The organism is Nonomuraea sp. NPDC049684, from assembly GCF_044465345.1.
Lineage (GTDB): Bacteria > Actinomycetota > Actinomycetes > Streptosporangiales > Streptosporangiaceae > Nonomuraea.
Genome location: NZ_JBITLO010000011.1, coordinates 24,364 through 47,574, shown reverse-complemented (window position 1 = coordinate 47,574; position 23,211 = coordinate 24,364). Strand labels below are relative to the sequence as shown.

Genomic DNA, 23,211 nt, shown 5'->3' with positions numbered 1-23,211 from the left:
GCGTACGTCATTGACAGGCGGGCGGCCCCGGCGGGCGGGCGGCTACGACAGGCGGGCGAGCACCCGCGCGGCGGCCTGCTCCCCCGCCGCGACCGCGCCCTCGCTGCACGGCCGCAGGGCGACCCAGTCGCCGGCGTAGTCGACCGCCGCCCCGGGACGCCCCTCGAACGCCGCCCGCAGCGCCACCGCCCGCGGCGTCGCCTCCGGCAGCCCGTGCGGGAAGCGGTGCACGTGGAAGCGGGCCACCCGGCCGGCCAGGCCGGGCACGAACCGCTCGGCGCGCCCGACGAGCTGGTCGGCGACCTTCTCGTCGCGCTCCCCCATGAGCGCGGCCGTGCCCTGCGGCGAGGTGATGAGCGAGATGAGCCCGGTACCGGCGGGGGCCCGGCCCGGGTGCTTGTGGTGGTCGACGGTGATCACGTTGAGGACGGGGTCCTCGGCCGCGGGCACGAGCGTGGCGAACCCGCGCCAACCGGGCGCCGCCGGCCGGGACAGGACGAGGCTGAGCCGCAGCATGGGCGCGTACGTGCACGCCTCCAGGTACGCCCGCTCCTCCGGCGGGGCGCCGGGGTGCAGCCGGGCCGCCACGGGGGCGGGCACGGCCAGGATCGCCGCCCGCGCGCTCACGCTCCCCCGCGGCGACTCCAGCCGCACCCCTCCCGGGCACGGGACCACCCCTGTCACTTCGTGCCCGGTGACCACGTCGAGCCCGGCGGCGAGCACCCTGGCCAGGGTGTCCATGCCGTCGCGGTAGGTGTGCCAGGTGGCGGTGCTCCCGGCGGTCGTCAGGTGCTCGGCGAAGACCGCGGCGGACGAGCGCCCGGCGTCCCAGCCAAAGAACCCGGCGACCAGCGGCTCGACGAGAAAGGCGCGCAGGTCGGGATGGTACTTCCCGACCAGGTCGGCGACGGTGGCCTCCGGGCCCGGACCGCCGCGGGCCAGGCGCAGGCGCAGGCGTGCCAGGTCGAGGCGGGCGCGCGGCGGCAGGCCCGCGCCGGTGAGCAGCCCGAGCGGGCGGCCGACGTGCGGATGGACGCGCCCGTCGCGCCACACGCCGACGGCGTCGCGCACCCTCGGCACGGCCGCCGCGTCGAGGCCGAGCGCCCTGATCAGCCGCCAGGTGGCCGGGTAGCCGTCCGCGGACGGCAGCATCTCGGCGCCGGTGTCGATCAGGCAGCCCCGCGCCCGCAGCGTCCGCATCCGGCCGCCCACCGCCTCGGCCGCCTCCAGGACGCGGACCGCGAGCCCGGCCCGGTTGAGCTCGTACGCCGCCGCCAGGCCGGCCGGCCCGGCGCCCACCACCGCGACGTCCACGTTCATGCCAGGACCAGGTTGGCCAGGATCAGCACGCCGACGGTGACGCGGTGGGTGCGGATCGCCACCCGCCGGGCCCGCAGCACGTCCCCGCGGACGAACCCGATCACGAGCTGCGTCACCCGGAGGGAGACCAGCGGCACGAGCACGCCCAGGAACCACCAGGGCGCGACCCCGGCGGCCACGGCCCACACCACGACCAGGCTCTCGGCCGCGCTCACCGCGGTGACGAAGGCGGCGTTGGCCCGCGGGGACGTCCGCGCCGCGACGGTGAACCGCCCGGCCTCCCGGTCGCCGCGGGCGTCGTTGGTGTTGGAGTACAGGCCGAAGATCATGGGCCCGAGCCCGAAGAGCACCGCCTGCACCGCCACGAACCCGCTCGCCTGCCCGGTCAGCAGCCCGTACGGCACCAGCACCCACCCCACGCCGAGCCCGACGAGGAACAGCTCCTGGAACCCCCGGTAGCTGAGCTTGAGCCCCCAGGAGTACTGGACGGCCGCGACCACGCACGCCGCCGCCGTCACGACCACCCAGGCGGGCCGGTGGGGGGCGGCGGCCACGACCGCGGCCCAGAGCACGGCGCTGATCGCGGTGGCCGTCCAGGCGAAGCGCAGCGCCTGCCGCTCGGTGAGCGTGCCGGCGACCAGCGGTTTGCGGGCCAGTCTGCGCCGGGCGGCGTCGGAGGAGTAGTTGGCCGCGTCGCTGCCGTCGCGGTGGCCGGTGATGTCGTCGAACCCGACCATCGCGGCCACCACGGCCGCCTCGGCGATCAGCACGGACAGCAGCAGGCCCACCGCGTACGGCTGCCACCGCCCGGCCACGGGCAGCAGCGACCACACCAGCGGCAGGCCGAGGTAGTAGTCGTAGATGTCGAGCTTGGCCAGCCGCGCGTAGGGGCCGAGGCCGCGGGTGACCACCTGGTCGGTCATGGGTTCTCCTGCGGGGAGCCGTGGGCGAACGCGCAGACCGCGTCGGCGATCCGTTCGACCTCGGCGTCGGCGAGCCGCGGGTGCAGCGGCAGCGACAGGTTGCGCCGGGCGGCCGACTCGGCCGCCGGCCAGGACGCGCCGGGCGGGGCGAAGCGGGCGAAGGCCGGCTGGGCGGGCAGCGTGCGCGGGTAGTAGACGTGGGTGGCGATGTCGTGGGCGGCCAGGTGGGCCGCCAGCGCGTCCCGGTGCTCGGTGAGCACGGTGTAGACGTAGGGGAACCGCCCGTCCCCTCCGACGGGCGGCGCCACGATCCCGCGTTCCGCCAGGGGCTCGAAACGCCGGGAGTAGTAGGAGGCGATCTCGGCCCGGCGCGACAGGCGGTCGTCCAGGCCGGCGAGCCGGTGGAGCTGGAAGGCCGCCATCACCTCGTCGAAGCGGCTGTTGTGGCCGACGCGGCGGTGGTGGAAACGCCGGGCGCCGTCCTGGCCGTGGTTGCGCAGCATCCGTACGTGCGCCGCCAGGGCCGGGTCGTCGGTGATCACCACCCCGCCCTCCCCCGGCATGCCGAACGTCTTGACCTGCACGAACGAGTAGACGCCCGCGTCACCCCACCGGCCGGCGGGCCGCCCGCCCAGCGTGCCGCCCTGGGCCAGCGCGGAGTCCTCGACCAGCCGCAGGCCGTGCCGGTCGGCCAGGTCGCGGAAGCGCGGCATGTCGGCCATGACGGAGAACATGTGGGCCGGCATCACCGCCTTCGTCCGCCCGGTGACCAGCGACTCGGCGGCGGCGGGGTCGGCGGTGAGCGTCACGGGGTCGACGTCGGCGAACACCGGCCGCGCCCCCGCGCCGACGACGGTGGCGGCCAGCGGGGCGCAGCCGAAGGCGGGCACCACGACCTCGTCGCCGGGGCCCACGTCCATGGCGGCCAGCACCAGCGTGAGCGCGGACGTGCCGCTGGAGCAGGCCACGACGTCGGCCGCGCCGAGACGGTGGCGCAGCTCGCGTTCGAACCGGGCGGTGTGCTCGCCCAGGATGAACTTCTGGGCCTCGCCGGTGCCGACGGCGTAGACCGTGCGCAGCAGCGTCGCCCGGTCGGCCTCGAACAGGTCGGCGGCGAAGAACGGCACCCGGCTCATCCGCGCCGCCCTCGGTAGAAGCCCTCGATCTCGTCGCACACCCGGTCGGCCGCGGCGTCGGACAGGTCGGGGTAGAGCGGCAGGGCGAGCGCCCGCGCGCAGGCCGCCTCCGCCCTCGGGAAGTCGCCCCGGACGTGGCCGAGGTGGGCGAAACAGGGCTGGAGGTGCAGCGGGACCGGGTAGTAGACCTCGGTGCCGATGCCCGCCGCGGCCAGGTGCGCCGCCAGGGCGTCGCGGGACTCGACCTCGACGAGGTAGACGTAGCAGACCCGGTTGCCGCCCGGGTGCGGCGGCGCCGCGCCCGGCACGGCCAGCACGCCGGGCACGTCGCGCAGCCGCGCGTCGTAGCGGGTGGCCAGCTCGGACCTGCGGGCGATGTCGGCGTCCAGCCTGGCGAGCTTGGCCAGCAGGACGGCGGCCTGGAGGTCGTCCATCTTGCTGTTGCAGCCGGGCAGGATCGTGGGGTTGGCGATGCCGGGGAAGTGGTCGAGGGTGCGGCCGCCGCGGCCGTGGTGGCGCAGCGCCCGCGCGGTCTCGGCGATGCCGTCGTCGTCGGTGAGCAGCGCTCCGGCGTCGCCGATGGCCCCGAGCGTCTTGGACGGGAAGAACGACAGCACGCCGCCCGCGCCGACGAGCCCGGCGTGCGTGCCGTCGAGCCGCATGCCGATGGCCTCGGCGCTGTCCTCCAGCACGATCAGGCCGCGCCGCCGGGCCACCTCGCACACGCCGCGCAGGTCGGCCAGGCGGTCGAACAGGTGCGCCGGCATGACCATCGTGGTGCGCGGGCCGGCCACGGCGTCGACGGAGGCCGGGTCGATGCCGTGGCCGTGCTCCTCGATGTCGGCGAAGACCGGCACGCCGCCGGCCAGCACGACGGAGCTGGCCGTCGCGATGAAGCTGTAGGCGGGCACGATGACCTGGTCGCCGGGTCGCAGGCCGGCCGCGCGCAGCAGCAGCACCAGCGCGTCGGTGCCGGAGTTGACGCCGACGACGTGCGCGGCGCCGGTCCACAGGGCGAGCCGGCGTTCGAGCTCGGCGACCTTCGCGCCGTGGGAGAACCTGCCGCGGTCCAGCACGTCGACGCACCCGGCGCGGATCTCCTTCCACAGCCGGTCGAACGTCGCGGCCTGGGAGAAGAAGGGGATGGGAGCGGCGGCGCGGGTCGGCGATCCCCCGGGCGGAGAGAGCGTTTTCTCCAAGGTTCCCGTCCTGATGCGGTGGTGGCGGCGGGGCCGCCCGGGGATGCGGCCCGGACGGCCCCTTCTTCGGGCGGAGCCGCCCGGGGACCAGGCCCCCGGACGGCTCCCTCGGCGGAGCCGCCCCGGAGACAGCGGCTCTGGGCGACCCTTTCGGCCTGCTCGGGCCTAGGTCACCTGCCGAGCAGAGGGATGTCGTTCTTGCCGAGGTGGTAGTCGCGGACGGCGTCGACCAGCTCGGAGACGGAGAGTCTGCCGGTGCCGTCGGTGTCCATCTGCCGGAAGGCCTCGGCGGCGACCTCGCCGTCGAGCCCGATGGCCGCGAACCACTTGGCCATCTCGGAGGAGTCGACCTCGCCGTCGTCGTCACGGTCGAGGACGTTGACGATGGCCTGGATGGTCGGGCGCACGACCTGGGCGAACCCGGCGTCACCCTTGCTGATGATCTCGCGCTCGGCGGCCTGGACGAACTGCTCCTGGTCGAGCCGCGACGCGCCCACCGCCCCCGCGAGGTGGTCGAACATCGCCAGGTACGCCTGCTTCAGCTGCTGTGCCTGCGGCGTCCCCTGCACGCCGAGGCCCTCGATGATGCCGTCGGCCTCGTTCTCGAAGTCGGAGCGCTCGATCGCGCCGGAGCCGTCGTTGTCCCAGAGCCGGAAGCGCTCTTCCAGCCGGCTGGTCGTCTTGGTGCCCGCAGCCATTGTCTGTCCTTTCGTGACACGCGCCCGCCCGCCGTCGGTGGGGATCATCAGGGGGAAGGACGCGACCTCTAGTGGGGCTCGAAAACGAGTGGTTCCCACTACTGTGCGCAATCAACAGATTACCCTGAGTGACCGAAGGTAAACCAGAGGTCACGGAAAGTAATCGGAAGTCTCTCGAACGGTCTCTACAGCAGGGGCCAGCGGAGGACGCGGGCGCCGCCCTCGTCGGGGTCCTCCGGGAGGGCCTGGCTGAACACCAGCGGCTCGCCCGGCATGAGTCCCAGCTCCCGTCCGGTGACGGCGGGGTCGCTGTGGATCAGCACGTTGTAGTGGTTGGGCAGGTGGCAGCCGTCGAAGCCGAGCACCACCCCGACCCGGCGCCCGCCGATCCACACCTCGTCGCCCCGGTCCAGCACGCCGGCCGCGACGATCTCGGCGAAGCCCAGGAAGGCGACCCGGTCGATCCTGGCGCCCGCGTCGGTCTCGGTGTGGTCGGTGGCGACCAGCTCGTGCACCTCGCCGGCGCGCACGCACCGGCTGGCGTGCGGTTCGAGCCGCATGCCGCGGTCCTGCCTGCGGTGCACCAGCACCTTCAGCAGGGTCCCGGTGACCGCGGTCTTGGGGCCGTCCTCGTCGGGGTTCACGCGGCACCCCGTCCCGCGCCGGCCTTCTCCAGGCGGTAGACGTCCTCGACGAAGCGCAGGGCGGGCAGGCCGCCCTCGCCGTCGGGGGTGCCGTAGCGCACCGAGCGTTCGAAGGCGGCCAGCACGCCCTCGTACTCGTGCCACAGGGAGTTCTTGAAGCCGGAGTGGCCGGCCAGCATGTCGGCGTACAGGGTGCGGCCGTCGGACAGGCGCACCTCCAGGTCCTTGCGCTCGCCCGGGTAGGACCAGTCGAGCAGGATGCGCGCGCGGGCCGCGCCGGCGCGCAGCTCGACGTCCGCCTGCCGGTCGGCCCCGGCGGCGTCCCGGTCGACGTGCGCCGAGACGACGTGCGCCGGGCCGAGCAGCAGGTCCACCAGGTCGTAGGCGTTGGGCCCGTTGTCGGCGACGCAGCCGCCGCCGCAGCGGCGTGCGTCCAGGTACCAGGAGTCGTCGCCCGCGTGCTCCTCGATGCGTTCCAGGTAGCGCACGGTCAGCTCCTCGACGCGGGCGCCCGCGCACGCCGCGCGCAGCCGTCCGACGGCGGAGTTGTAGCGCCGGTGGAAGGCGGTGAACAGCGGCACGCCCGAGCTGGCGGCCAGGTCCGTGAGCCGCCTGCCCTGCGCGGCGTCGAGGGCGAGCGGCTTCTCCACGCAGACCGGGACGCGCCGCTCCAGCGCGTCGGCGCAGACCCGGGCGTGCAGGTCGTTGGGGACGGTCACCACGACGGCGTCGGGCCGCTCCTCCTCCAGCAGCCGGACGTGGTCGCGGTAGCCCGGGACGCGATGCCCCTCCAGGACGCGCGGATCGGTGTCGCACACCGCGGCCAGCCGCAGCCCGGACGAGCTGTGCAGGGCCGCCAGGTAGAACCGCGAGATCACGCCGAGCCCGATGACCGCGACGCGCAGCCGGGCGCTCACCGCGCCACCACCACGGCGGGGGCGTCGAGCCCGGTGGCGGCGGCGAGGGCGGCCAGCTCGTCGTACAGGTCCGTGGCCAGCGGGACGCCCGAGCGCCGGTGCTCCTCGGCCCGGCGATGCTCGTGCCAGCCGGGATAGCTCACCGGCGCGCCGGGGCCGGCCGGCGGGCAGCCGAGCAGCGCGCCGAACATCGTGGCCGCGTCGCCCTCCACGCCCTCGCGCAGCGCCCCCGGCGCGACGGCCAGGGCGAGGAAGCCGATGTCGTCGTCGCGCCCGCTCGGGCCGCCGTCGCCGTCGTGGGCGTCGGGGTGGGCGCCGAGACCCGCGCCGGACACCAGCGCGGCCAGCACCTCGACCGCCACCCCCAGCCCGAAGCCCTTGTACTGCCCCGCCTGGCCGCCCAGCCAGAGCAGGTGCGCCCGCCCCTCGTCGAACGCGGCAGGATCGGTCACGGGAGCGCCGTCGTCGCCGGCCAGCACCCCTTCGGGCAGCTCGTCGCCGTGCCGCGCGGCCTGCCTGACCCGCCCGGTGGGCATGGCGGTGGTGCTCATGTCCAGCACGAACGGCGGGTGCCCGCCCGCGGGGGCCGCGACGCTGATCGGGTTGGTGCCCAGCATCGCCACCGCGCCGCCGGGCGGCCTGGCGATGCGCTGGCGGCCGCAGTTGCTCGCGACGACGCCGACCATGCCGTACTCGACCGCGCGCAGCGCGTGGTGCCCGGCGCAGCCGAAATGGGTGCCGCCGCGTACGGACACCAGGCCGACGCCGTACGTCGAGGCGCGGCCGGCGGCGATCTCCATGGCCAGGCCGGCGGCCCACAGGCCCAGGGCGCGATCGGCGTCGAGCAGCACGGCCGCGCCCCGGTCGGCCAGCACGGACGGCTCGGCCAGCGGATCGGCCCGCCCCTCGTCGAACAGCGGCAGGTAGAGCCGGGTCAGGTTGGCCAGGCCGTGCGAGGTCATGCCGACGAGGTCGCCGTAGCACAGCGCGGCGGCGGCCTCGCGGGCGCGTTCCGGGGCCAGGCCGCGGGTGGTGAACACGGCGGCGACGAAGTCCAGCAGGTCGTCGTGGCGCACCCGTACGACGTCCCGCGCCGGCCGGGCGACCACCGGGACCGGCGGGTACGGCTGCGGGGGTGGTGCGTCCGTCGCGGGTGAGGCGGTGGGGTTCATGCTCGTCGTCCAATCCTGTCGTCGGTGAAGGCGATCATCAGCCGGGCCACGGCGGCGGCGAACCCGGCGAGTTCGGCGGCCCGCGCGAACTCCCCTTCGGCATGGGCGTTGTTGCCGGCCAGGTCGCCCGGCCCCAGGACGACCGTGCAGGCGCCCCCGACGCCCGCCATCCAGATGGCGTCGCAGGTGAACGCCGGCTCCCCGTCGGGCCAGGGCGGGATCCCGGCCCGGTCGCGCAGGAGCGCGTGCCCCCACGCGTCGCGGTCGTCGAGCACGGGCAGGCCGCGCTTGCGCCACTCCAGCCGGGTGACGGCCCTGGCGTCGCGGGCGGTCCTGGCGAACAGGGCGGTGCCGCCGAAGGCCGCCGCGAAGGCCGCGAGCCCGTCGTCCAGGGCCAGTGTGAGGTCCCGTTCGAGGCGGCGTCCGGTGGCGGGGGTGGCGTAGGGCAGGTTGAGCAGGAGGGAGCCGCGGCCGTAGACCTGGTTGTGGCGGGTGCCGGTGTGCAGGCCCGCCACGCACACGGTGTCCGGGTCGAGCGCCCTGGCCAGGTGCTGGGCCAGGAAGCCGAGCAGGACCGTGGCGTTGTGCCCGGCGGCCGGGCGGTCGTCCACGGCGTGGTCGCCGTCCACCACGATCCGCGCGGTCGCGGCGGCCGTGCTGCGCGGCAGGAACCGTACGCCGGTGGGCTCGCAGAAGACGTTGAGCCGCCCGACGTAGCCGCGTTCGACGAGCGGACGGGTGCCGAGCACGCCCATGGCCCCGCCCTCCTCGCCCGCCACGGCCTGGATCAGCACCCCGACCTCGCGCCCGATGGCCGGACGGCACGCGCGCGCCGCCCGCAGCCCGGCCAGCAGCGCGACGGCCGGGCCCTTGGCGTCGATCGCGCCGCGGCCGTGGAAGCGCTCGCCGTCGAAGCCGGCCGGTCCGCCGCCGGCGACCGTGTCGAGATGCACGTTGAACATCACCGTGCGGGACGCCGGGAGGCCGGGGCCCAGCCGCAGCACCAGGCTGGGCTGGCCGTCCAGGAAGCCGGGGAGGTCGAGGGCCTCGCGCACGGGTGCGGGGACGTCGGCGCGGTCCAGCTCGGCCGGGCGCACCGAGGTGTGCCGCACGGTTCGGAAGCCGAGCGCCGCGGCGGCCCGCGCGTACTGCTCCTGGGCCTCGCGCAGCCGCGGCGGCGGCCCGGCCGGTCCGGTCTCCAGCGGGCCCGCCGTGGGCAGCCGCAGCAGCCTCAGCAGCAGGTCGCGCTCCGCCGCGTCGAGAGGCACGGCGTCAACGTCCATCGACCTGCCCCACCAGCCGTTCCAGCGCCCGCCCGTACCGGACGAACGCGGCCCGGTCGCCGGCGCCCGGGTCGTCGAGGTGGGGGCGCAGCCGCAGGTGCGGCTCGATGGACAGGGCGCCGGTGTAACCGTGGGCGGACAGCAGGCGCAGGCACTCGGCGACGCCCGCCCGCCCCTCGCCGGGCAGCACGTAGACGACCTCGCCGCCGGGCCCGGTGACGGCGTCCTTGACGTGGACGTGCGCGACGTACGGGACGACCTCGCGCAGCATCGGGGCCGCCGGGTAGCCGTGGGCGACGCCGTTGCCGATGTCGAACAGCAGCCGCAGCGCCGGGCTGCCGATGCCGGTGACCAGCTCCAGCATGCGGTCGGCGCGGTCGCCCGCCCAGCCGGCGCAGTTCTCGTGGACCAGCAGCAGGCCGGCGTCCTCGGCCCGGCGGGCCAGCTCGCGCAGCCGGTGGCGGACCCTTCGCCCCCACTCGGGCTCGGGCAGGCCGCCCGAGGGGAAGGACATGATCCGCACCAGCCGCGTGCCCAGCACCGGGCAGCGGCGGGCCAGCACGTCGAGCTCGGCCAGGTCGAGCGCGAAGTCGCCGGTCACCGGCCGCGACCAGTCGCCGATCTTCGAGGCGACCGCGACGACCTCGGCCCGCGCCTCGCGCAACCGCCGCGCGGCGTGCCGGAACGCCTGCTCGCCGAGCGCGGCGACCGGCACGCCGTCGACCGTGCGCAGCTCCAGCCGGTTCCAGCCCAGCTCCCCCACGGCGGCGAGCTGTCCGTCGAGGTCGGGGGCGGCCTCGTCGCCGATGCCGGCCAGCTCAGGAGGTGGTGCCTGCACGCGGCGCCTCCTCACGCCCCGGCTCGTGCGCCGCGCACAGGTGCTTGGCCTCGGTGAGCAGCCGCACGGCGTCGACCTGGACGGGCAGCGCCCCGGGCGAGCGGCGGGCGCGGGCGTAGCGGCGGTAGGCGGCCAGCAGGAAGGCGGGCAGGGCGTCGTCGGTGAACACCGTGCGCCGTTCGCCCTCGGCGGTGGCCACCCGGAGCTGGGCGGTGTGGTCGGCGTCGCTGCACGGGTAGTGGCCGGTGAGCGTGCCGCGGTCGAAGTGCAGGGTGATGCGCCGCTCCCGTACGGGCGAGGTCAGGTCGGAGTCGATCTCCGTGCGCACGCCCGAGTAGTGGTCGAGCCGCAGGCTGGCCCGTCCGAGCCGGGGCAGCCGCAGGCGCTCGGTGACCATGTCCTCCCAGGACGCCGCCGAGATCCGGGCGCCGCCGGCCAGGCTGAGCACCACGGCGAGCGCGTGCGGCATCTCGATGTCGAAGGCCGTGGTGGCGTCGGGACGCGCCGCGCTGCGGGTGAACCTGGGCTTGTTCTGCACGACCCGGATCTGCCGCAGGGGGCCGAACTCCTCGGCGCGCATCGCCGCCCGCAGCCGGCCGGTTAGCGTGCTGTCGAGCCAGTGGGTGGCGACCGTGAGGTCGAGGCCCCAGCGCCGGCGCACCCGGGCCACGGCGGCCAGCCCGACCAGGTCGAGCGCGAGCGGCTTCTCCACGATGAACTTGCGGTAGCCGAGCGGCGCCAGCCGGGCCAGCATCCCGGCCCTGACGTGCGGCGGGGTGCACAGGTGCACGACGGTCCGGTCGGGCGGCGCCAGCGCGGCGGCCTCCTCGGGCGACCCGGCCGTCACCGCGCCCCGCACGCCGCCGGGCGGCAGGAGGGGGTCGAGGACGACGACCGGGTCGGGCGCCAGCAGCCCGGGGGCCGCCTCGCGCACCTTGGTCAGGGACGGCAGATGCAGCCCTGCGCCGGATCTGCCCATCCCGACGATGAATGCGTGCAACATGCTGGCGAGCGCCTCTACTCCGTCGCGTACTCGGCTTTCCGGCCCGTACTTTTCCCGCCGGAAGGACGACCTCATTTGGCGCTGCCATTGTCGAATAACTTACCGTGACATGTCAATTACTTTAAGTTACGAGAAGGCCCCTGACCAGGAGGGTCGGCTACCGGGACACGAGCTCTCGGAGCGCCTTGGCGATCTCGGCGGGCGACTCCTCGGCCATGAAATGTCCGCTCGTGACCGTGTCGTGCCGCAGGTCGGGCGCCCAGGCCCGCCACACCGCCGCGGCGTCGTAACCGAGGGCGGCGCCCCAGTCCTGCTGGAGCACGGTCACCGGCATGCCCAGCCGGTTGCCCGCGGCCAGGTCGGCGCGGTCGTGCTCGACGTCGATCCCGGCCGAGGCGCGGTAGTCCGCCACGATCGACGGCACGGCGGCCCGGCAGGCGTCCAGGTACGCGGCACGCACGTCGGCCGGGATGGCCGCCGGGTCGTTGGTCCACAGGTCGAGGAAGTGGCCGAAGAAGGCGTCCGGGCTCGCGCCGATGAGCTGCTCGGGCAGGCCGGGCGGCTGGGCCATGAGGTAGAGGTGGAAGCCGACGGCGGCGGTGACGCCGCGCATGACGTCCCACATGTCGAGGGTCGGCAGCACGTCGAGGCAGGCCAGGTGGGTGATCGCCGCCGGGTGGTCGAGGCCGGCGCGGAAGGCGACCAGCGCGCCGCGGTCGTGCCCGGCCAGGGCGAAGCGCTCGTGGCCGAGGGCCGCGGCCAGGGCCACCACGTCGGCGGCCATGGTCCGCTTGGAGTAGACGTCCGGGCCGGTCTCGGCCGGCTTGTCGCTGGCGCCGTAACCGCGCAGGTCGGGGCAGATGACGGTGTGGTCAGCGGCCAGGTCGGCGGCCACGTGCCGCCACATCAGGTGGGTCTGCGGGAAGCCGTGCAGCAGCACGATCGGGCTGCCCGAGCCCCCGACGGCCGCGTGTAGCGTGACGCCGTCGGCGACGGTCACGCGGCGGTGGTCGAATCCGGGGATGGTCATGAGGTGCCCTCCTTCGATGGGTGACCGGTTCGGTTCCCAGCGTGCCGGGCACGGATGAGCATCCGGTGAGCAGGAAGGATGGGGAGCGTGTTCGGGGTGCTGGGGCCGGTGGTGGCCTGGGACGACGAGGGCGAGCCGATCCCGCTGAAGGGGCCGCGGCATCGCGCCGTGCTGGCCCGTCTGATCGTCGCCCGGCGCCGCGTCGTCCCGGTGACGCGCCTGGTGGCGGACCTGTGGGACGATCCGCCGCCGGACGCGGTGGGCGCGGTGCGCACGTTCGTGGCCGCCCTGCGCCGGGCGCTGGAGCCGGCCCGCCCGCCGCGCGCCCCCGCCCGGCTGCTGGTCACCGAGGGCCCGGGGTACGCCCTGCGCGCCGCGCCCGACGCCGTCGACGCCTGGCGCTTCGAGCAGGCCGTGACCGCCGGCCCGACAGAACCGGCCCGGCTGACCGAGGCGCTCGGCTGGTGGCGCGGCCCGGCCTACGCCGAGTTCGCCGACGAGCACTGGGCGCGCGCCGAACGGACCCGCCTGACCGAGCTGCGGCTGCACGCCGTCGAGCTCAGGGCCGAGGCGCAACTGACGCTCGGCCGGGCCGCCGAGGCCGTCGCCGACCTGGACTCGCACGTCGCCGAGCACCCCTGGCGGGAGGACGCCTGGCGGCTGCTCGCCCTCGCCCTCTACCGCACCGGACGCCAGGGGGACGCTCTGGCGGTGCTGCGCCGGGCGCGCACGCTCCTGGCCGAGCACCTCGGGGTGGACCCCGGGCCGCGGCTGCGCCGCCTGGAGTCGGACATCCTGCACCAGGACAGCGGGCTCGCCGCCCCCGCCGACGCCACGGCCCGGGTGTGGGCGCAGGCGGCCGAGGCGTACGACCGCACGGTGGGGGCCGGGGCGCGGGCGCGGCTGGAGTCCACGGTCGGCCTGCTGCGCAACCTCGCGGTGACCGGGGGCGGCGGCCTGGAGGCGGCACGCGGGCACCGGACGGCGGCCATCGCGGCGGCCGAGGAGCTGGGCGACCCGGAGCTGACCGCGCGGGTGATCGGCGCCTACGACGTCCCGGCGATCTGGACCCGGTCGGACGACCCCGAGCAGGCGGCCCAGGTCGTCGCCGCGGCCGAACGGGCGCTGGGCGGCCTTCCGCCCGGCGCGTCCGAGGCGGCGCGGGCGCGGCTGCTGGCCACGATCGCCGTCGAGTCGCGCGGCGTCCGGTCGGCCCGCGGCCCGGTGGCCGCCGCCGAGGCCGAGCGCGTCGCCCGCCGCCTCGACGACCCGGCGCTGCTGGCGTTCGCGCTCAACGGGGTGTTCATGCAGGCGTTCGAACGGGCCGGGCTGGCCTCCTACCGGGACGGGATCGGGGCCGAGCTGGTCGCGTTGTCGGCGCGGCACGGGCTGGTCACGTACGAGGTGCTGGGGCAACTCGTGCGCCTCCAGGCGCTGGGGGCGCTCGGCGACTTCGGCGCCGCCGACCGGCACGCGGCCGCCGCCGACCGGCTGGCGGAACGGAACGAGCTGCCGCTGGTCAGCGTGTTCACCGACTGGTACCGGGTGTTGCGGAAGGCGGCCGGCGGGCGCATCCCGGCGGCCGAGGAGGAGGCGGCCTACCGGGCGGCCGCGGCCCGGCTGGACGACGTCGGCATGCCGGGGCTGCGGCGCGGGCTGCTGCCGCTCGCGCTGCTGTCCGTACGGGTGCGGCACGGCCTGCCGGTCGTGGGCGAGGGCGATCGGGACGCCGTGGACTGGGGGCCGTACGAGCCGTGGGTGCGGCCGCTCGTCCTGCTGGCGGAGGGACGGGGCGCGCAGGCCGCCGAGGCGGTCGGCCGGATCCCGGAACCGCCCCCTGACCTGCTGCTGGAGGCCATGTGGTGCCTGGTCGCGCGGGCCGCCGTCGCGGTCGGCGACCGGCGGACGGCGGCCCGCGCCCGCCAGGCGCTCGCTCCCGCCGCGGCGGAGCTGGCCGGGGCGGGCAGCGGCCTGATCAGCCTGGGCCCGGTCGCCGCCTTCCTCGCCGAACTCGACGCCTGACCCCATGCCGCCGGGACTGTCGGTGGCGGGCTGTTCAATGGCGGGCATGACCACGCACGCGGACAGGCGCGGGATGTTCTGGGACATGGTCGCGGGGCGGGTTCCGCCACCGCCGGCGGCGGCGCTGCTCGGCTGGGAGCTCGTCGAGGTCGATCCGGAGGCGGGCACGATCGAGGTGGCGTTCCTGGCGGGCGAGCGGTTCGCCAACCCGGTCGGCGTGGTCCAGGGCGGCTTCCTGGCCGCGATGCTCGACGACACGCTGGGGCCCGCGCTGGTGGCGACGCTGCCGGAGGGCCAGTTCGCGCCGACCCTCGACCTCCATGTGCAGTTCCTGCGCCCGGCGCGGCCCGGGCGGCTCGTCGGGCGGGGGCGCGTGGTCAGGCGCGGCAAGGACATCTGCTTCCTCGCCGGCGAGCTCCTCGGCCCAGGCGGCGAGGTCGTGGCCACGGCCACCGCGACCGTCATGGTGCGGACGATGGGCCGCCCCTGATCCGGCGCGAGGCCGGGGCCACCCCTGCGCAGGGCGGCCCCGGCGGTGTGCCCGTGGTTACGGCAGGGCGTCGATGACGGCGTCGCGCCAGTCGTAGTTCATCCAGTCGTAGTTGGCCCACATGCCGCCGGTGACGGCGGCGAGCTCGTTGTCGTCGAGCTCGCGGGCGCCGGTCTCGAAGTCGTTCATCTGGGAACGTCCCCCTCTGTCGTGGTGAATGTCGCGCACTCACGGTCGCAGGAGGCACTTGGCGGCGTCTTGGCGATCACTGGGCGCGGGCGGCGGGCCCGCTTGCGCGTCACTGAACGAGCGGCCAGGTGACGGCGCAGACCGCGAGGGCGGCGCCCACGGTGGCGACCGGGACGGCGCGGGGGACGTGCGGCATGGTCGCCCAGGCCGCCGCGGGGTAGGCGAGCACGCCGCTGAGCAGGATCAGGCCGAAGCCGCCGGCCGAGCCGTCCGCGATGAGCAACAGCGCGAGTTGCCAGACGGCCGGCAGGTACAGTGCGGCTGTCAGGGCGACCTGCCACGACGGGCGCACCCGCAGCAGGCGCAGCAGCGGCCAGGCGGCGACCAGCGCGATCCACCGGCCGTACTCCCAGGTCACGAAGAGGTAGCCGAGGCAGCCGGTGTACTCGCCGCAGTAGCGCGCCTGCGACGAGGGCATGAGGACCGGCATCAGGAAGGTCCAGGCGAGCAGAGCCGCGGTCAGGACGCCCCCCGCCACGGCGGCCAGGACCAGCCTTCCGGCCACGCGCGGCCCCGGCTGCGTGATCACCCGCGGAGCGGTCATCCTCGCATCGTGACACCCGCGGCCGGCGATGTCGACAGGGCGGCGGGTGGGTCAGGGGAGGTTCCACTCCAGTTGGCCGGCGACCGCCTCGGGCTTCCAAAAGCCGACGGTTCCGCCGGTCTCCAGGGCGTCGGCGGTCGCCTTCAGCAGGGCGTGGTAGGAGCGGATGCGGATCCCGCCGGGGGTGAAGCTCATGCTGTCCTCGAGGTCGGTCTCGCCGACGTCCCGGCGTACGGAGTCGATCACCAGGCTGTTGCCCCCGCCGTCGGAGCCGACGGGGATCATGCGTCCGTCCCACCATTCGGTGCGGGGGTCGTCGGAGTCGTCGGTGGCGTCGATCCCGCACAGGGTGCGCCAGTGGTCGCGGATCTGGCGGACGGTCATGTTCACGTTGTTCAGGAAGCCGAAGGGCCAGATGCCCTCGGCGAGGGCGGAACCGTTGTGGCGCAGCAGCGAGGCCCGCAGGTCGTCGGGGAAGGTCAGGCCCGTCTGCGCCTCGGCGACGGCGATGGTCCTCGCCCGTCCCGGCCTGCCGAGCGTGCGGTAGCTCCTGGGGGCGTGGGCCTTGAGCCAGGTCTCGATCCGCCGCCACTGCCGGTTGACCGCGCGGGTGACCTTGGGGTCGATCGCGCGTACGTGCGGCTCGGCCGTCCGTGGGCGGCAGTCGGCGTCCACGGCCTCCTGGGCGAGCGGCGGGTCCTGGGACTCGGCGCGCTGCTGGTCGCCGGGGGCCGGTTCGAGGGCCGGGGACCACTCGATGCCCGGCTCCGAGCCGGAATCCACCTGCCACCGCGGTTCGGTGAAGCAGCCGACGCCGGCGTCCGCGTAGACCGGCGCGCAGCCGCCGAAGTGTTCCTTGGTCGAGTGGTCGCCCTTGGAGAACACCGCCGACTCCAGGACCTGCGCGCCGCCGGCCAGCACGACGACCGCCACCGCCACCGCGGCCCAGCGGTTCAGCCGCCGCCGAGTGGGGCCGTCGAGGGGCGGCTGCTCCGCGAAGAAGGCGGCGACGGCCGGTCTGTCGAAGAAGCCGGCCGGTCTGGTGGCGTAGCGCTCGATGTCCGCCTTCGTCGGCGTGCCGAGGATCGGGACGGGCGGCCACGGCGGCGAGACGTCCCGCTCGGGAGGCGGCCCTTCCGGAGCCGGACGCTCGCCGGGCAGGTCGGGGTACGGCGTGCGCGAGCGGCGGACGAACACGACCGCCGCCACCGCCACGGCCGCCGCCGCGAGCGCCCACCACAGACCCCGAGAGATGATCATCCGCCGCACGTGCGGCACAGTACTCGAAGGCACCGACATGCCCGGAGAAATCACTCCAAATGGTCCGGCGCTGCGGGGGCCGGACGCGTCAGAGCCAGTGCCAGGTGATCCGGGCCTCCCGGGCGGCGCCGGTCAGCCACTCCTCGAAGGCGGCCTCGCCGGCGGCCTTCAGCGTGGCCGCGTCCGCCACGGCCTCCTGCCGTTCGGCGACCTGGCCGGTCAGGAAGCCCCCCTCGTAGGGGACCGGACCGGCGACGCCACCGGCCGGCACCTGCCGCAGCGGTTCTGGCAGCTCGCCCGCCCACGTCCGGGCCCTGGTCAGCCGCAGGTCCCAGCGGCCGGCGAGCGGCCCGTCGAGCTCGGCCGCCTCGACCGGGTCGTCCGACAGGACCCAGGCCGCCCGTACCGCGGCGAAGCGGTCACGGTGGCGGTCGAGGTAGGCGGGAGCCAGCTCGGCCCGCTTCCGGGCGCGGAACCGCTGGTCCTTGGCGGTCATGGTCATGTGGTCGTGGAACGCCTCGGCGCTCATGCCCATCCGGTCCAGCCACTCCGCCATCGTGTCGTGGCCGAGCAGGCCGCGCCGCCTGCGGAACCCGTCCGCGGCGGCCTGGACGTCCGCCAGGCCGACCTCCTCCCGTTCGGCGGCGTTGCGCAGCACGCAGAACCGGACCAGCTCCTCCTGCGGCGACATCCCGGGACGGGCCAGCGAGCGCAGCATGAGCATCGCCTCGGACACCGACACGTGCGTCCCGTCCACGGTCAGCACGTAACCGGCGGCCCAGTGGGTCGAGTGGTCGACCAGCCAGGACGCGCCGTCCTCGGCCTGCACGCCGAGCATGATGGTGCCGCCCGACGGGTGGTCGAGCAGCAGGTCGTAGTCGACGACCGGCGAGCCGGGACGCGGGCTGGTCACGAGCTGGACCCCGAGCAGCGGGTGCGCCTGGGCCCAGGCGGCGGCGGTGCGGCGGGCCTCCTCCACGGCCGAACGCCGGCGGGCCAGCCCGTGCAGCAGGTTCACGCCGCTTTCGAGGGCCGGGCCGAGGGAGAGCTGAGTCATTGCGCGTCCGTTTCTCCGGCGGTGAGCCAGTCGGCGACGGCGTCGCTGATGGGCAGGCCGGTCAGGTCTTCGATCCAGGCCCACTGGCCGTTGGGGTTGATCTCCAGGAAGACGTACTCCCCGTCGGGGGTGAGGATGAGGTCGATCGCCCCGAAGGACAGGCCGAGCGCCGCGACCAGGTCGGCGCAGCGGCGGGCGACGTCGTCCGGCAGGCGGTGCACGCTGTGGCGGGCGCGGGCGAAGTCGTAGTGACGCCAGTCGTCGCGGGTGCGCGGCGAGTCCTGGGAGGCGATCTCGGCGGTGAACGCCTGCCGCCCGACCACGGTGACCCGCAGCTCGACCGCCTTCGGCACGTACGGCTGGAGGATGACCGGTTCGTGGACCATCCGCGCCCGGCCGCCGAGCGACCGCCGGGTGACCACGGTCGTGTAGACGGCGTGCGCGCCGCCGTCGATCTCGAACAGGGTGTGCTCCATCGCCTTGGCGATCAGCCGCCCGTCCGCGTGCTCGTAGGCGGGCACCAGCTCGGACGGGTCGTTGGTGATCACGGTCCGCGGCGCGGTGAAGCCCAGCCGCCGGGCCAGGGCCAGGTGGACCAGCTTGTTGTGCGCCCTGCGCAGCACCGGCTGGCGGGCCGGCAGCCAGCGCGCGTCCAGCAGCTCCCACAGGCCGTCGGTGAACCACTCCGACAGCTCGGCCGCCCGCGCCCGCAGGTCGTCCGCGGTGACGTCGTCCGCGGCGCGCGGGCGTCCGGGGCGCCGGGTCCAGACGGCCGTCGTGCCGGAGAGGTCGAAGACCTGCCCGTCCCTGGTCAGGGTCAGTTCCTCACCGTCGGCGCCGAAGCGCGCGGTCAGCCGGGCCGCGGACGGGTACTCGCCCGGATCCCACCACAGGACGTCCGCGCCCCGGGCCTTCAGCTTGGGCAGGACCAGGTCGACGGTCGCGTCGCCGGGCTCGCTCAGAATCAGTAGCACGTGTCCCCCCAGCCGCGCGGGAGGAGAGCGGGCTCCCCTCCCACGCGACCGCGAATCGTCTCTATCAGTAGTCGGAGACCCAGTCGGTGGGCGGGTTGCCGTTGGTGCCGTAGCAGCGCTGCATCCGCATGCCGCCCGCGACGAGGCCGAGATCGGCCTCCTCGATCACCGCCAGTTCCTCACCCAGATCGTCCAGACTCACGATCTTCTTGCTCATGGTCGTAACCTCCCTTCACCTCGAGCTGCGAGCCCCCCGGCTCGCGGACGTGCGGGCACGTCCTCAGCTCATGCGCCAAGCCCACCATCGGGAGATTGGAAGTGGCTTGGATGTGACTTGAGAGGCGGAAGTGAAAGAAGTCCGGTTCAGCCGCGGGCGGCCAGCGCCACGCGCACGACCTCGCGGGCCAGCAGGCGGGCGGGGTCCACGACGGGGACCGGGACCGTGTCCGGGTCCAGGGCGAGCAGCACCTCCGTGCACGCGGCCACCACGCGCCGCGCGCCGCGCGCGGCCATCGAGCGGGCCTGCGCGGCCAGCGTGTCGGCGTGCTCCCGGCCGGCCCGGCCGCCCTTGACGGCGGCGATGGCGGCCATGACCTCGCGCTGGCCGGGCTCGTCCGGCTCGATCGGGGTCACGCCGTGCCGGCGGAGCGCGGGGCCGTACAGGTCGGCGCGGAGCGTGCCGGTGGTGGCCAGCAGGCCGGCGGTGCGGACGCCGTCGGCGGCGAGGGCGGCGGCGGTGACCTCGACGATGCTGACCAGCTCCAGCCCGGCCTCCTCGGCAAGACGCGGCACGAACGCGTGCGCGGTGTTGCACGGCACCGCCAGCACCTCGCACCCGGCCCGGCCGAGCGCCTCGACGCCGCGCCGCAACTGCGGTGTCGGGTCCTCACCCTGCCCGAGCAGGCTCGTCGACCGGTCGGGGACGCGGGGGTCGCCCCAGATGACGACCGGCACGTGCTCCTGGTCGCCGGTCGCGCCGGTCGCGGCGGTCTCCGCCACGAGCTTGCCGTAGAAGTCGACGGTGGCGGCCGGGCCCATGCCGCCCAGCACGCCGACCATCCTGGTCCGGCCGAGCGAGGTCATCCGCGGGTCTCCCTTTCCGGTGGCTGCGCCTGACGGCGGTCGGGGCCCAGGATCCCGGTATAGGGTGTCCCGACCGCTGGAACGCAGCAATCAGACATCGAGGGAGGATCCATGCAGGATTCCGGCGTGGAGCCGCCGTCGTTGCTGGCCGAGTCCGACCTTGAGCTCATCGACGCCCTGCAGATCAGTCCGCGGGCGAGCTGGGTGGAGGTGGGGGCGGCCGTCGGGGCCGACCCGGTCACGGCGGCGCGGCGCTGGCAGCGGCTCACGAGCACCGGCGAGGCGTGGACCACGGTCGCCCTCGGTCCCCGCCAGATGCACGCGCTGAGCATGGCGTTCCTGGAGATCGACTGCGCGGCCGGCGCGGCGGCCGAGGTCGCGGCGGCGCTGGCGCGGGAGCGGCATCTGATCACCGTCCAGCACGTCGCCGCCGGGCACGACCTGTTCGTGATCGCCGTGGCCCCGTCGATGCCGGCCCTGGCCGACCACGTGCTCACCGCGCTGCCCCGGGTGCCGGGCGTGGCCAAGGTCCGCACGCACGTCGCCACGCGGGTGTTCGAGGCGTCGTGCCGGTGGCGGCTGCGGGTGCTGCCGCCGCGCACCGCCGCCGCCCTGGCCAGGCGGCCGGCCGCGCCGGAGTCGACCAGGGAGATGGACGAGATCGACCGGCGGCTGTTCACCGCCCTGCTCCCCGACGGCCGCGCGCCCTACGCCGAGCTGGCCAGGGCGGTCGGCACGTCCGAGCGCACGGTGCAGCGCCGGCTGACCAGGCTGGTGGCCACCGGCGACCTCGACTTCCGCTGCGACCTGGCCCGCTCGCACGCGGGCTGGCACTCGGCCGCGCTGCTGTGGCTGCGGATGCCCGACGCGCTGCTGGAGGAGACCGGCCGGGCGCTGCTCGGCTGGCCGGAGACGCGTACGTGCGCGGCGCTCGCCGGGCCGCGGAACATGCTGCTGACGGTCGGCCTGCACGGCGTGGCCGACCTGCATCCGCTGGTGGTGCGGCTGGAGGAGCGCTTCCCGCACGTCACCGTGGCCGACCGGCAGATCGTGCTGCGCCAGTCGAAGCTGTACGGGCGGCTGCTCGACCCGTACGGCCGGTGCGCCGAGGTGGTGCCGGTGGATCCGTGGAGCCTGCCCGGGGCGGCCTGACCAGCGGATCCCCGAGGGTCAGCGCGGCTCGGGGATCGTCCCGCCGCGGGCCTCACGGCACATCCCCGCCCGGAGCACGGCGGCCTCGCTCGTGGCGACGAGTTGCAGGTCGCCGACGGCCAGGGCGGGCAGGCCGAGGGCCGACACCGTCGCGGTGATCCGGCCGACCGCGCCGCGCACCCGGGCCTCGTCGCAGCCGACCCGGGGCGCGGGGGCGCCGAGCGTCGGCATGACCAGCAGGTCGATCCCCTCGACGGCGGCCGCGAACGCGGCCTGCAGCGCCGCCAGCCGCTCGACGGCCCGCCGGTACTCCTCGTGGCCGACGCCGCCGGCGGCGGCCAGCTTGGCGCGCACCCCGGGGCTGTAGCGGGCGGCGCACTCGGGGTAGGTGCCCTCGTGCGTCCGGCGCGCCTGCGCCCCGACGATCGTCCAGTACGGTTCCAGCACCTCGGCGGGCAGGGCCACCTCCCGCAGCCGCGCGCCCAGCTCGGCGAAGTCCCCGGCCTGCCCGCAGCCCTCCACGACGCCCACGACCAGCCCGGCCAGCGAGTCGGGCGGCTCGACGGCCTCGCCGGTCAGCGCCTGCCAGACGCGGGCGCAGTCGGCGACCGAGGTGGCCATCGGGCCGACCACGTCGAAGGACGGCGCGAGCGGCGCCACCCCGGCGGCGGGCACGGCCCCCGAGCGCGGGCGCAGGCCCACGACGCCGCAGCAGGCGGCGGGCATGCGCACCGAGCCGCCGGTGTCGGTGCCGAGCCCGAACCGGGCGATCCCGGCGGCGAGCGCCGCGGCGGTGCCGCCGCTCGAACCGCCGGGGGTCAGGTGGGGGTGGCGCGGGTTGCCGACGTCGCCCCAGTGCGGGTTCTCGCTGGTCACGCCCCAGGCGAACTCGTGCTGGTTCGCCTTGCCGACCAGCAGCGCGCCGGACGCGTCCAGCAGCTCGACGCAGCGGGCGTCGGCCAGGGCCGGTTCGGCGCCGTACAGGGCGGAGCCGCGGGTGGTGGGCAGGCCGGCCACGTCGATCATGTCCTTGACGACGTACGTCCAGTTCCGCAGGGGGCCGTCCGGCGTGCGGCGGTCGTCGCGCCCGAGGCGGCCGAGGACGGGCTCGGGGCCGGCCTCGATGAGGATGTGGCGCCCGCTGTGGAGGCGGATTGCCTCGGCGGACTGGGCGATCGCCGCCTCGCGTTCCACGGTGGAAGATCTCCTTAGCCTTGCGCGGGCACGGCGACGCCAGGTGGCCGCGGCCCGGGGGGTGATCCGGCACATGCTGGCAGATGCGCCCCGGCCGCGTCGAGCAAGGCCGCGTCGAGAGCGGTTCAGACGGTCAGCTCGTCCAGCAGCCACTGCAGGCGGGCGGTCTCGCGGTCGGGGTGGACCAGCGTGAAGATGCTGCGGCTGATGTTGAGCCACGGCACGTCGACCACCACGACGTCCTCGCCGTGGCCGCGCAGCGCGAGGTCGGGGATGAGGGCCGCGCCCACGCCGGCGCCGATCAGCGACATGGTGATCTTGAAGTCGTCGGAGTGGCAGACCACCCGCGGGTGCAGGCTCCAGTGGGCGAACAGGGCCTCGAAGAGGGTGGCGTCGCTGCTGGCCGGATGGTGCATGATCCATGGCAGGTCCACGAGCTGCTCGGCCCGGTACGGCGACAGGTCCGGCCACAGCCGGGGCAGCACCAGCCGGTACCGGTCCTCGGCGATCCACCGTCTGGTCAGCACCGACGGCCACGACAGCCCGGTGTTGCCGACCTGGTAGACCACCGCGGCGTCCATCTCGCCGCCGCTGCCCAGACGGGCGATGAGCTGCGACGACTCGGCGACCGACAGCCGGATCCCGGCCCGGTCCTCCGGCTCCATCCGCCGCATGACATCGGCCAGCACGCCGGTGAAGCTGGGGAACAGCCCGAGGCGGATCTGCGGCTCGCTGTTGCGGTGGACCGCCTGGACGGTGGCCACCATGCGCTCGATGTCGGCCAGCACGGTCTCGGCCTGCCGGGCCAGCACCTCCGCCGCGCTGGTCGGCAGCACGCTGTGGGCGAAGCGGTCGAACAGCCGCACGCCGGTCTCCCGCTCCAGCGCGGCCATCTGCTGGGAGACGGCCGAGGAGGTGTAACCGAGCCGGTTCGCCGCCGCCGCGAACGACCCCAGACGCACGACCTCACGCAGTGTGCGCAGATGTTCCGGCTTGAGCATAAGCGTTCCTTGCCCTCAGCGT

At 75.3% G+C, this 23,211-nt stretch carries 24 protein-coding genes; 3 read left to right on the top strand and 21 right to left on the bottom strand.

Annotated features, from left to right (window positions below; translation table 11 throughout):
* Window positions 1-42 precede the first annotated feature (42 nt).
* The 12 genes from ACIBST_RS30600 to ACIBST_RS30545 form a co-directional block, all read right to left on the bottom strand.
* Entirely contained in the window at window positions 43-1,320 is a 1,278-nt protein-coding gene (locus tag ACIBST_RS30600; RefSeq protein ID WP_397176686.1) for a protoporphyrinogen/coproporphyrinogen oxidase, read from the bottom strand.
* Window positions 1,317-2,243, bottom strand: a complete 927-nt coding sequence (locus ACIBST_RS30595; protein ID WP_397176685.1) for a UbiA family prenyltransferase — start codon at window positions 2,241-2,243, stop codon at window positions 1,317-1,319. The genes ACIBST_RS30600 and ACIBST_RS30595 overlap by 4 nt, the downstream gene beginning before the upstream one ends.
* Window positions 2,240-3,379: a DegT/DnrJ/EryC1/StrS family aminotransferase gene (locus ACIBST_RS30590; RefSeq protein ID WP_397176683.1), complete on the bottom strand. Its 1,140-nt coding sequence runs from the start codon at window positions 3,377-3,379 to the stop codon at window positions 2,240-2,242. Before ACIBST_RS30590 ends, ACIBST_RS30595 begins: the two co-directional genes overlap by 4 nt.
* Complete coding sequence (locus tag ACIBST_RS30585; RefSeq protein ID WP_397176682.1) at window positions 3,376-4,578, bottom strand: DegT/DnrJ/EryC1/StrS family aminotransferase; 1,203 nt, start codon at window positions 4,576-4,578, stop codon at window positions 3,376-3,378. Before ACIBST_RS30585 ends, ACIBST_RS30590 begins: the two co-directional genes overlap by 4 nt.
* A 170-nt stretch (window positions 4,579-4,748) precedes the next feature.
* The gene (locus ACIBST_RS30580) at window positions 4,749-5,276 is read right to left on the bottom strand and encodes an EF-hand domain-containing protein (RefSeq protein WP_397176680.1); all 528 of its coding nucleotides are present in this window, start codon (window positions 5,274-5,276) and stop codon (window positions 4,749-4,751) included.
* A gap of 185 nt (window positions 5,277-5,461) precedes the next feature.
* Window positions 5,462-5,920, bottom strand: a complete 459-nt coding sequence (locus ACIBST_RS30575) for a DUF6917 domain-containing protein (RefSeq protein ID WP_397176679.1) — start codon at window positions 5,918-5,920, stop codon at window positions 5,462-5,464.
* Complete coding sequence (locus tag ACIBST_RS30570) at window positions 5,917-6,837, bottom strand: Gfo/Idh/MocA family protein (protein WP_397176677.1); 921 nt, start codon at window positions 6,835-6,837, stop codon at window positions 5,917-5,919. The genes ACIBST_RS30575 and ACIBST_RS30570 overlap by 4 nt, the downstream gene beginning before the upstream one ends.
* A complete protein-coding gene (locus tag ACIBST_RS30565) occupies window positions 6,834-8,009 on the bottom strand; it encodes an Ldh family oxidoreductase (protein WP_397176676.1) in 1,176 nt (391 codons plus the stop codon). Before ACIBST_RS30565 ends, ACIBST_RS30570 begins: the two co-directional genes overlap by 4 nt.
* A complete protein-coding gene (locus ACIBST_RS30560; protein WP_397176675.1) occupies window positions 8,006-9,292 on the bottom strand; it encodes a M20/M25/M40 family metallo-hydrolase in 1,287 nt (428 codons plus the stop codon). The genes ACIBST_RS30565 and ACIBST_RS30560 overlap by 4 nt, the downstream gene beginning before the upstream one ends.
* Complete coding sequence (locus tag ACIBST_RS30555) at window positions 9,282-10,130, bottom strand: sugar phosphate isomerase/epimerase family protein (RefSeq protein WP_397176674.1); 849 nt, start codon at window positions 10,128-10,130, stop codon at window positions 9,282-9,284. The genes ACIBST_RS30560 and ACIBST_RS30555 overlap by 11 nt, the downstream gene beginning before the upstream one ends.
* Window positions 10,111-11,133 carry an oxidoreductase gene (locus ACIBST_RS30550; RefSeq protein ID WP_397176672.1) on the bottom strand — a complete coding sequence of 341 codons (1,023 nt, stop codon included), beginning with the start codon at window positions 11,131-11,133 and terminating at the stop codon, window positions 10,111-10,113. The genes ACIBST_RS30555 and ACIBST_RS30550 overlap by 20 nt, the downstream gene beginning before the upstream one ends.
* A gap of 157 nt (window positions 11,134-11,290) precedes the next feature.
* A complete protein-coding gene (locus ACIBST_RS30545) occupies window positions 11,291-12,163 on the bottom strand; it encodes an alpha/beta fold hydrolase (protein WP_397176670.1) in 873 nt (290 codons plus the stop codon).
* A 78-nt stretch (window positions 12,164-12,241) separates the two neighbouring features.
* Between ACIBST_RS30545 and ACIBST_RS30540 the strand changes: the two genes are divergently transcribed.
* Both ACIBST_RS30540 and ACIBST_RS30535 read left to right on the top strand, forming a co-directional pair.
* Complete coding sequence (locus ACIBST_RS30540) at window positions 12,242-14,185, top strand: BTAD domain-containing putative transcriptional regulator (protein WP_397176669.1); 1,944 nt, start codon at window positions 12,242-12,244, stop codon at window positions 14,183-14,185.
* A gap of 46 nt (window positions 14,186-14,231) precedes the next feature.
* Complete coding sequence (locus ACIBST_RS30535; RefSeq protein ID WP_397176668.1) at window positions 14,232-14,675, top strand: PaaI family thioesterase; 444 nt, start codon at window positions 14,232-14,234, stop codon at window positions 14,673-14,675.
* A gap of 57 nt (window positions 14,676-14,732) precedes the next feature.
* Here the strand turns inward: ACIBST_RS30535 and ACIBST_RS30530 are convergent, their stop codons facing one another.
* From ACIBST_RS30530 to ACIBST_RS30500, 7 genes are all read right to left on the bottom strand, one after another.
* Complete coding sequence (locus ACIBST_RS30530) at window positions 14,733-14,864, bottom strand: bacteriocin (RefSeq protein ID WP_352353089.1); 132 nt, start codon at window positions 14,862-14,864, stop codon at window positions 14,733-14,735.
* A 109-nt stretch (window positions 14,865-14,973) separates the two neighbouring features.
* Complete coding sequence (locus tag ACIBST_RS30525) at window positions 14,974-15,468, bottom strand: hypothetical protein (RefSeq protein ID WP_397176666.1); 495 nt, start codon at window positions 15,466-15,468, stop codon at window positions 14,974-14,976.
* 51 nt (window positions 15,469-15,519) lie between these two features.
* Complete coding sequence (locus tag ACIBST_RS30520) at window positions 15,520-16,728, bottom strand: SMI1/KNR4 family protein (RefSeq protein ID WP_397176664.1); 1,209 nt, start codon at window positions 16,726-16,728, stop codon at window positions 15,520-15,522.
* An 88-nt stretch (window positions 16,729-16,816) separates the two neighbouring features.
* On the bottom strand, window positions 16,817-17,785 hold the full coding sequence (locus ACIBST_RS30515; protein WP_397176662.1) for a TIGR04500 family putative peptide maturation system protein: 969 nt from the start codon (window positions 17,783-17,785) through the stop codon (window positions 16,817-16,819).
* On the bottom strand, window positions 17,782-18,759 hold the full coding sequence (locus tag ACIBST_RS30510; protein WP_397176660.1) for an MvdC/MvdD family ATP grasp protein: 978 nt from the start codon (window positions 18,757-18,759) through the stop codon (window positions 17,782-17,784). Before ACIBST_RS30510 ends, ACIBST_RS30515 begins: the two co-directional genes overlap by 4 nt.
* A 64-nt stretch (window positions 18,760-18,823) precedes the next feature.
* On the bottom strand, window positions 18,824-18,976 hold the full coding sequence (locus ACIBST_RS30505) for a hypothetical protein (protein WP_357985462.1): 153 nt from the start codon (window positions 18,974-18,976) through the stop codon (window positions 18,824-18,826).
* Window positions 18,977-19,122: 146 nt separating this feature from the next.
* Window positions 19,123-19,842 carry an aspartate/glutamate racemase family protein gene (locus ACIBST_RS30500; protein WP_397176659.1) on the bottom strand — a complete coding sequence of 240 codons (720 nt, stop codon included), beginning with the start codon at window positions 19,840-19,842 and terminating at the stop codon, window positions 19,123-19,125.
* A gap of 111 nt (window positions 19,843-19,953) precedes the next feature.
* Here ACIBST_RS30500 and ACIBST_RS30495 point away from each other — a divergent pair, with 111 nt between their 5' ends.
* Window positions 19,954-20,994, top strand: a complete 1,041-nt coding sequence (locus ACIBST_RS30495; RefSeq protein ID WP_397176657.1) for an Lrp/AsnC family transcriptional regulator — start codon at window positions 19,954-19,956, stop codon at window positions 20,992-20,994.
* Between the two features lie 18 nt (window positions 20,995-21,012).
* Here ACIBST_RS30495 and ACIBST_RS30490 read toward each other — a convergent pair whose 3' ends face one another.
* Window positions 21,013-22,188 (bottom strand): amidase, encoded by a 1,176-nt coding sequence (locus ACIBST_RS30490; RefSeq protein WP_397176656.1) that lies wholly within the window; start codon window positions 22,186-22,188, stop codon window positions 21,013-21,015.
* Between the two features lie 125 nt (window positions 22,189-22,313).
* Window positions 22,314-23,189 carry a LysR family transcriptional regulator gene (locus ACIBST_RS30485; RefSeq protein WP_397176654.1) on the bottom strand — a complete coding sequence of 292 codons (876 nt, stop codon included), beginning with the start codon at window positions 23,187-23,189 and terminating at the stop codon, window positions 22,314-22,316.
* Window positions 23,190-23,211: the final 22 nt, after the last annotated feature.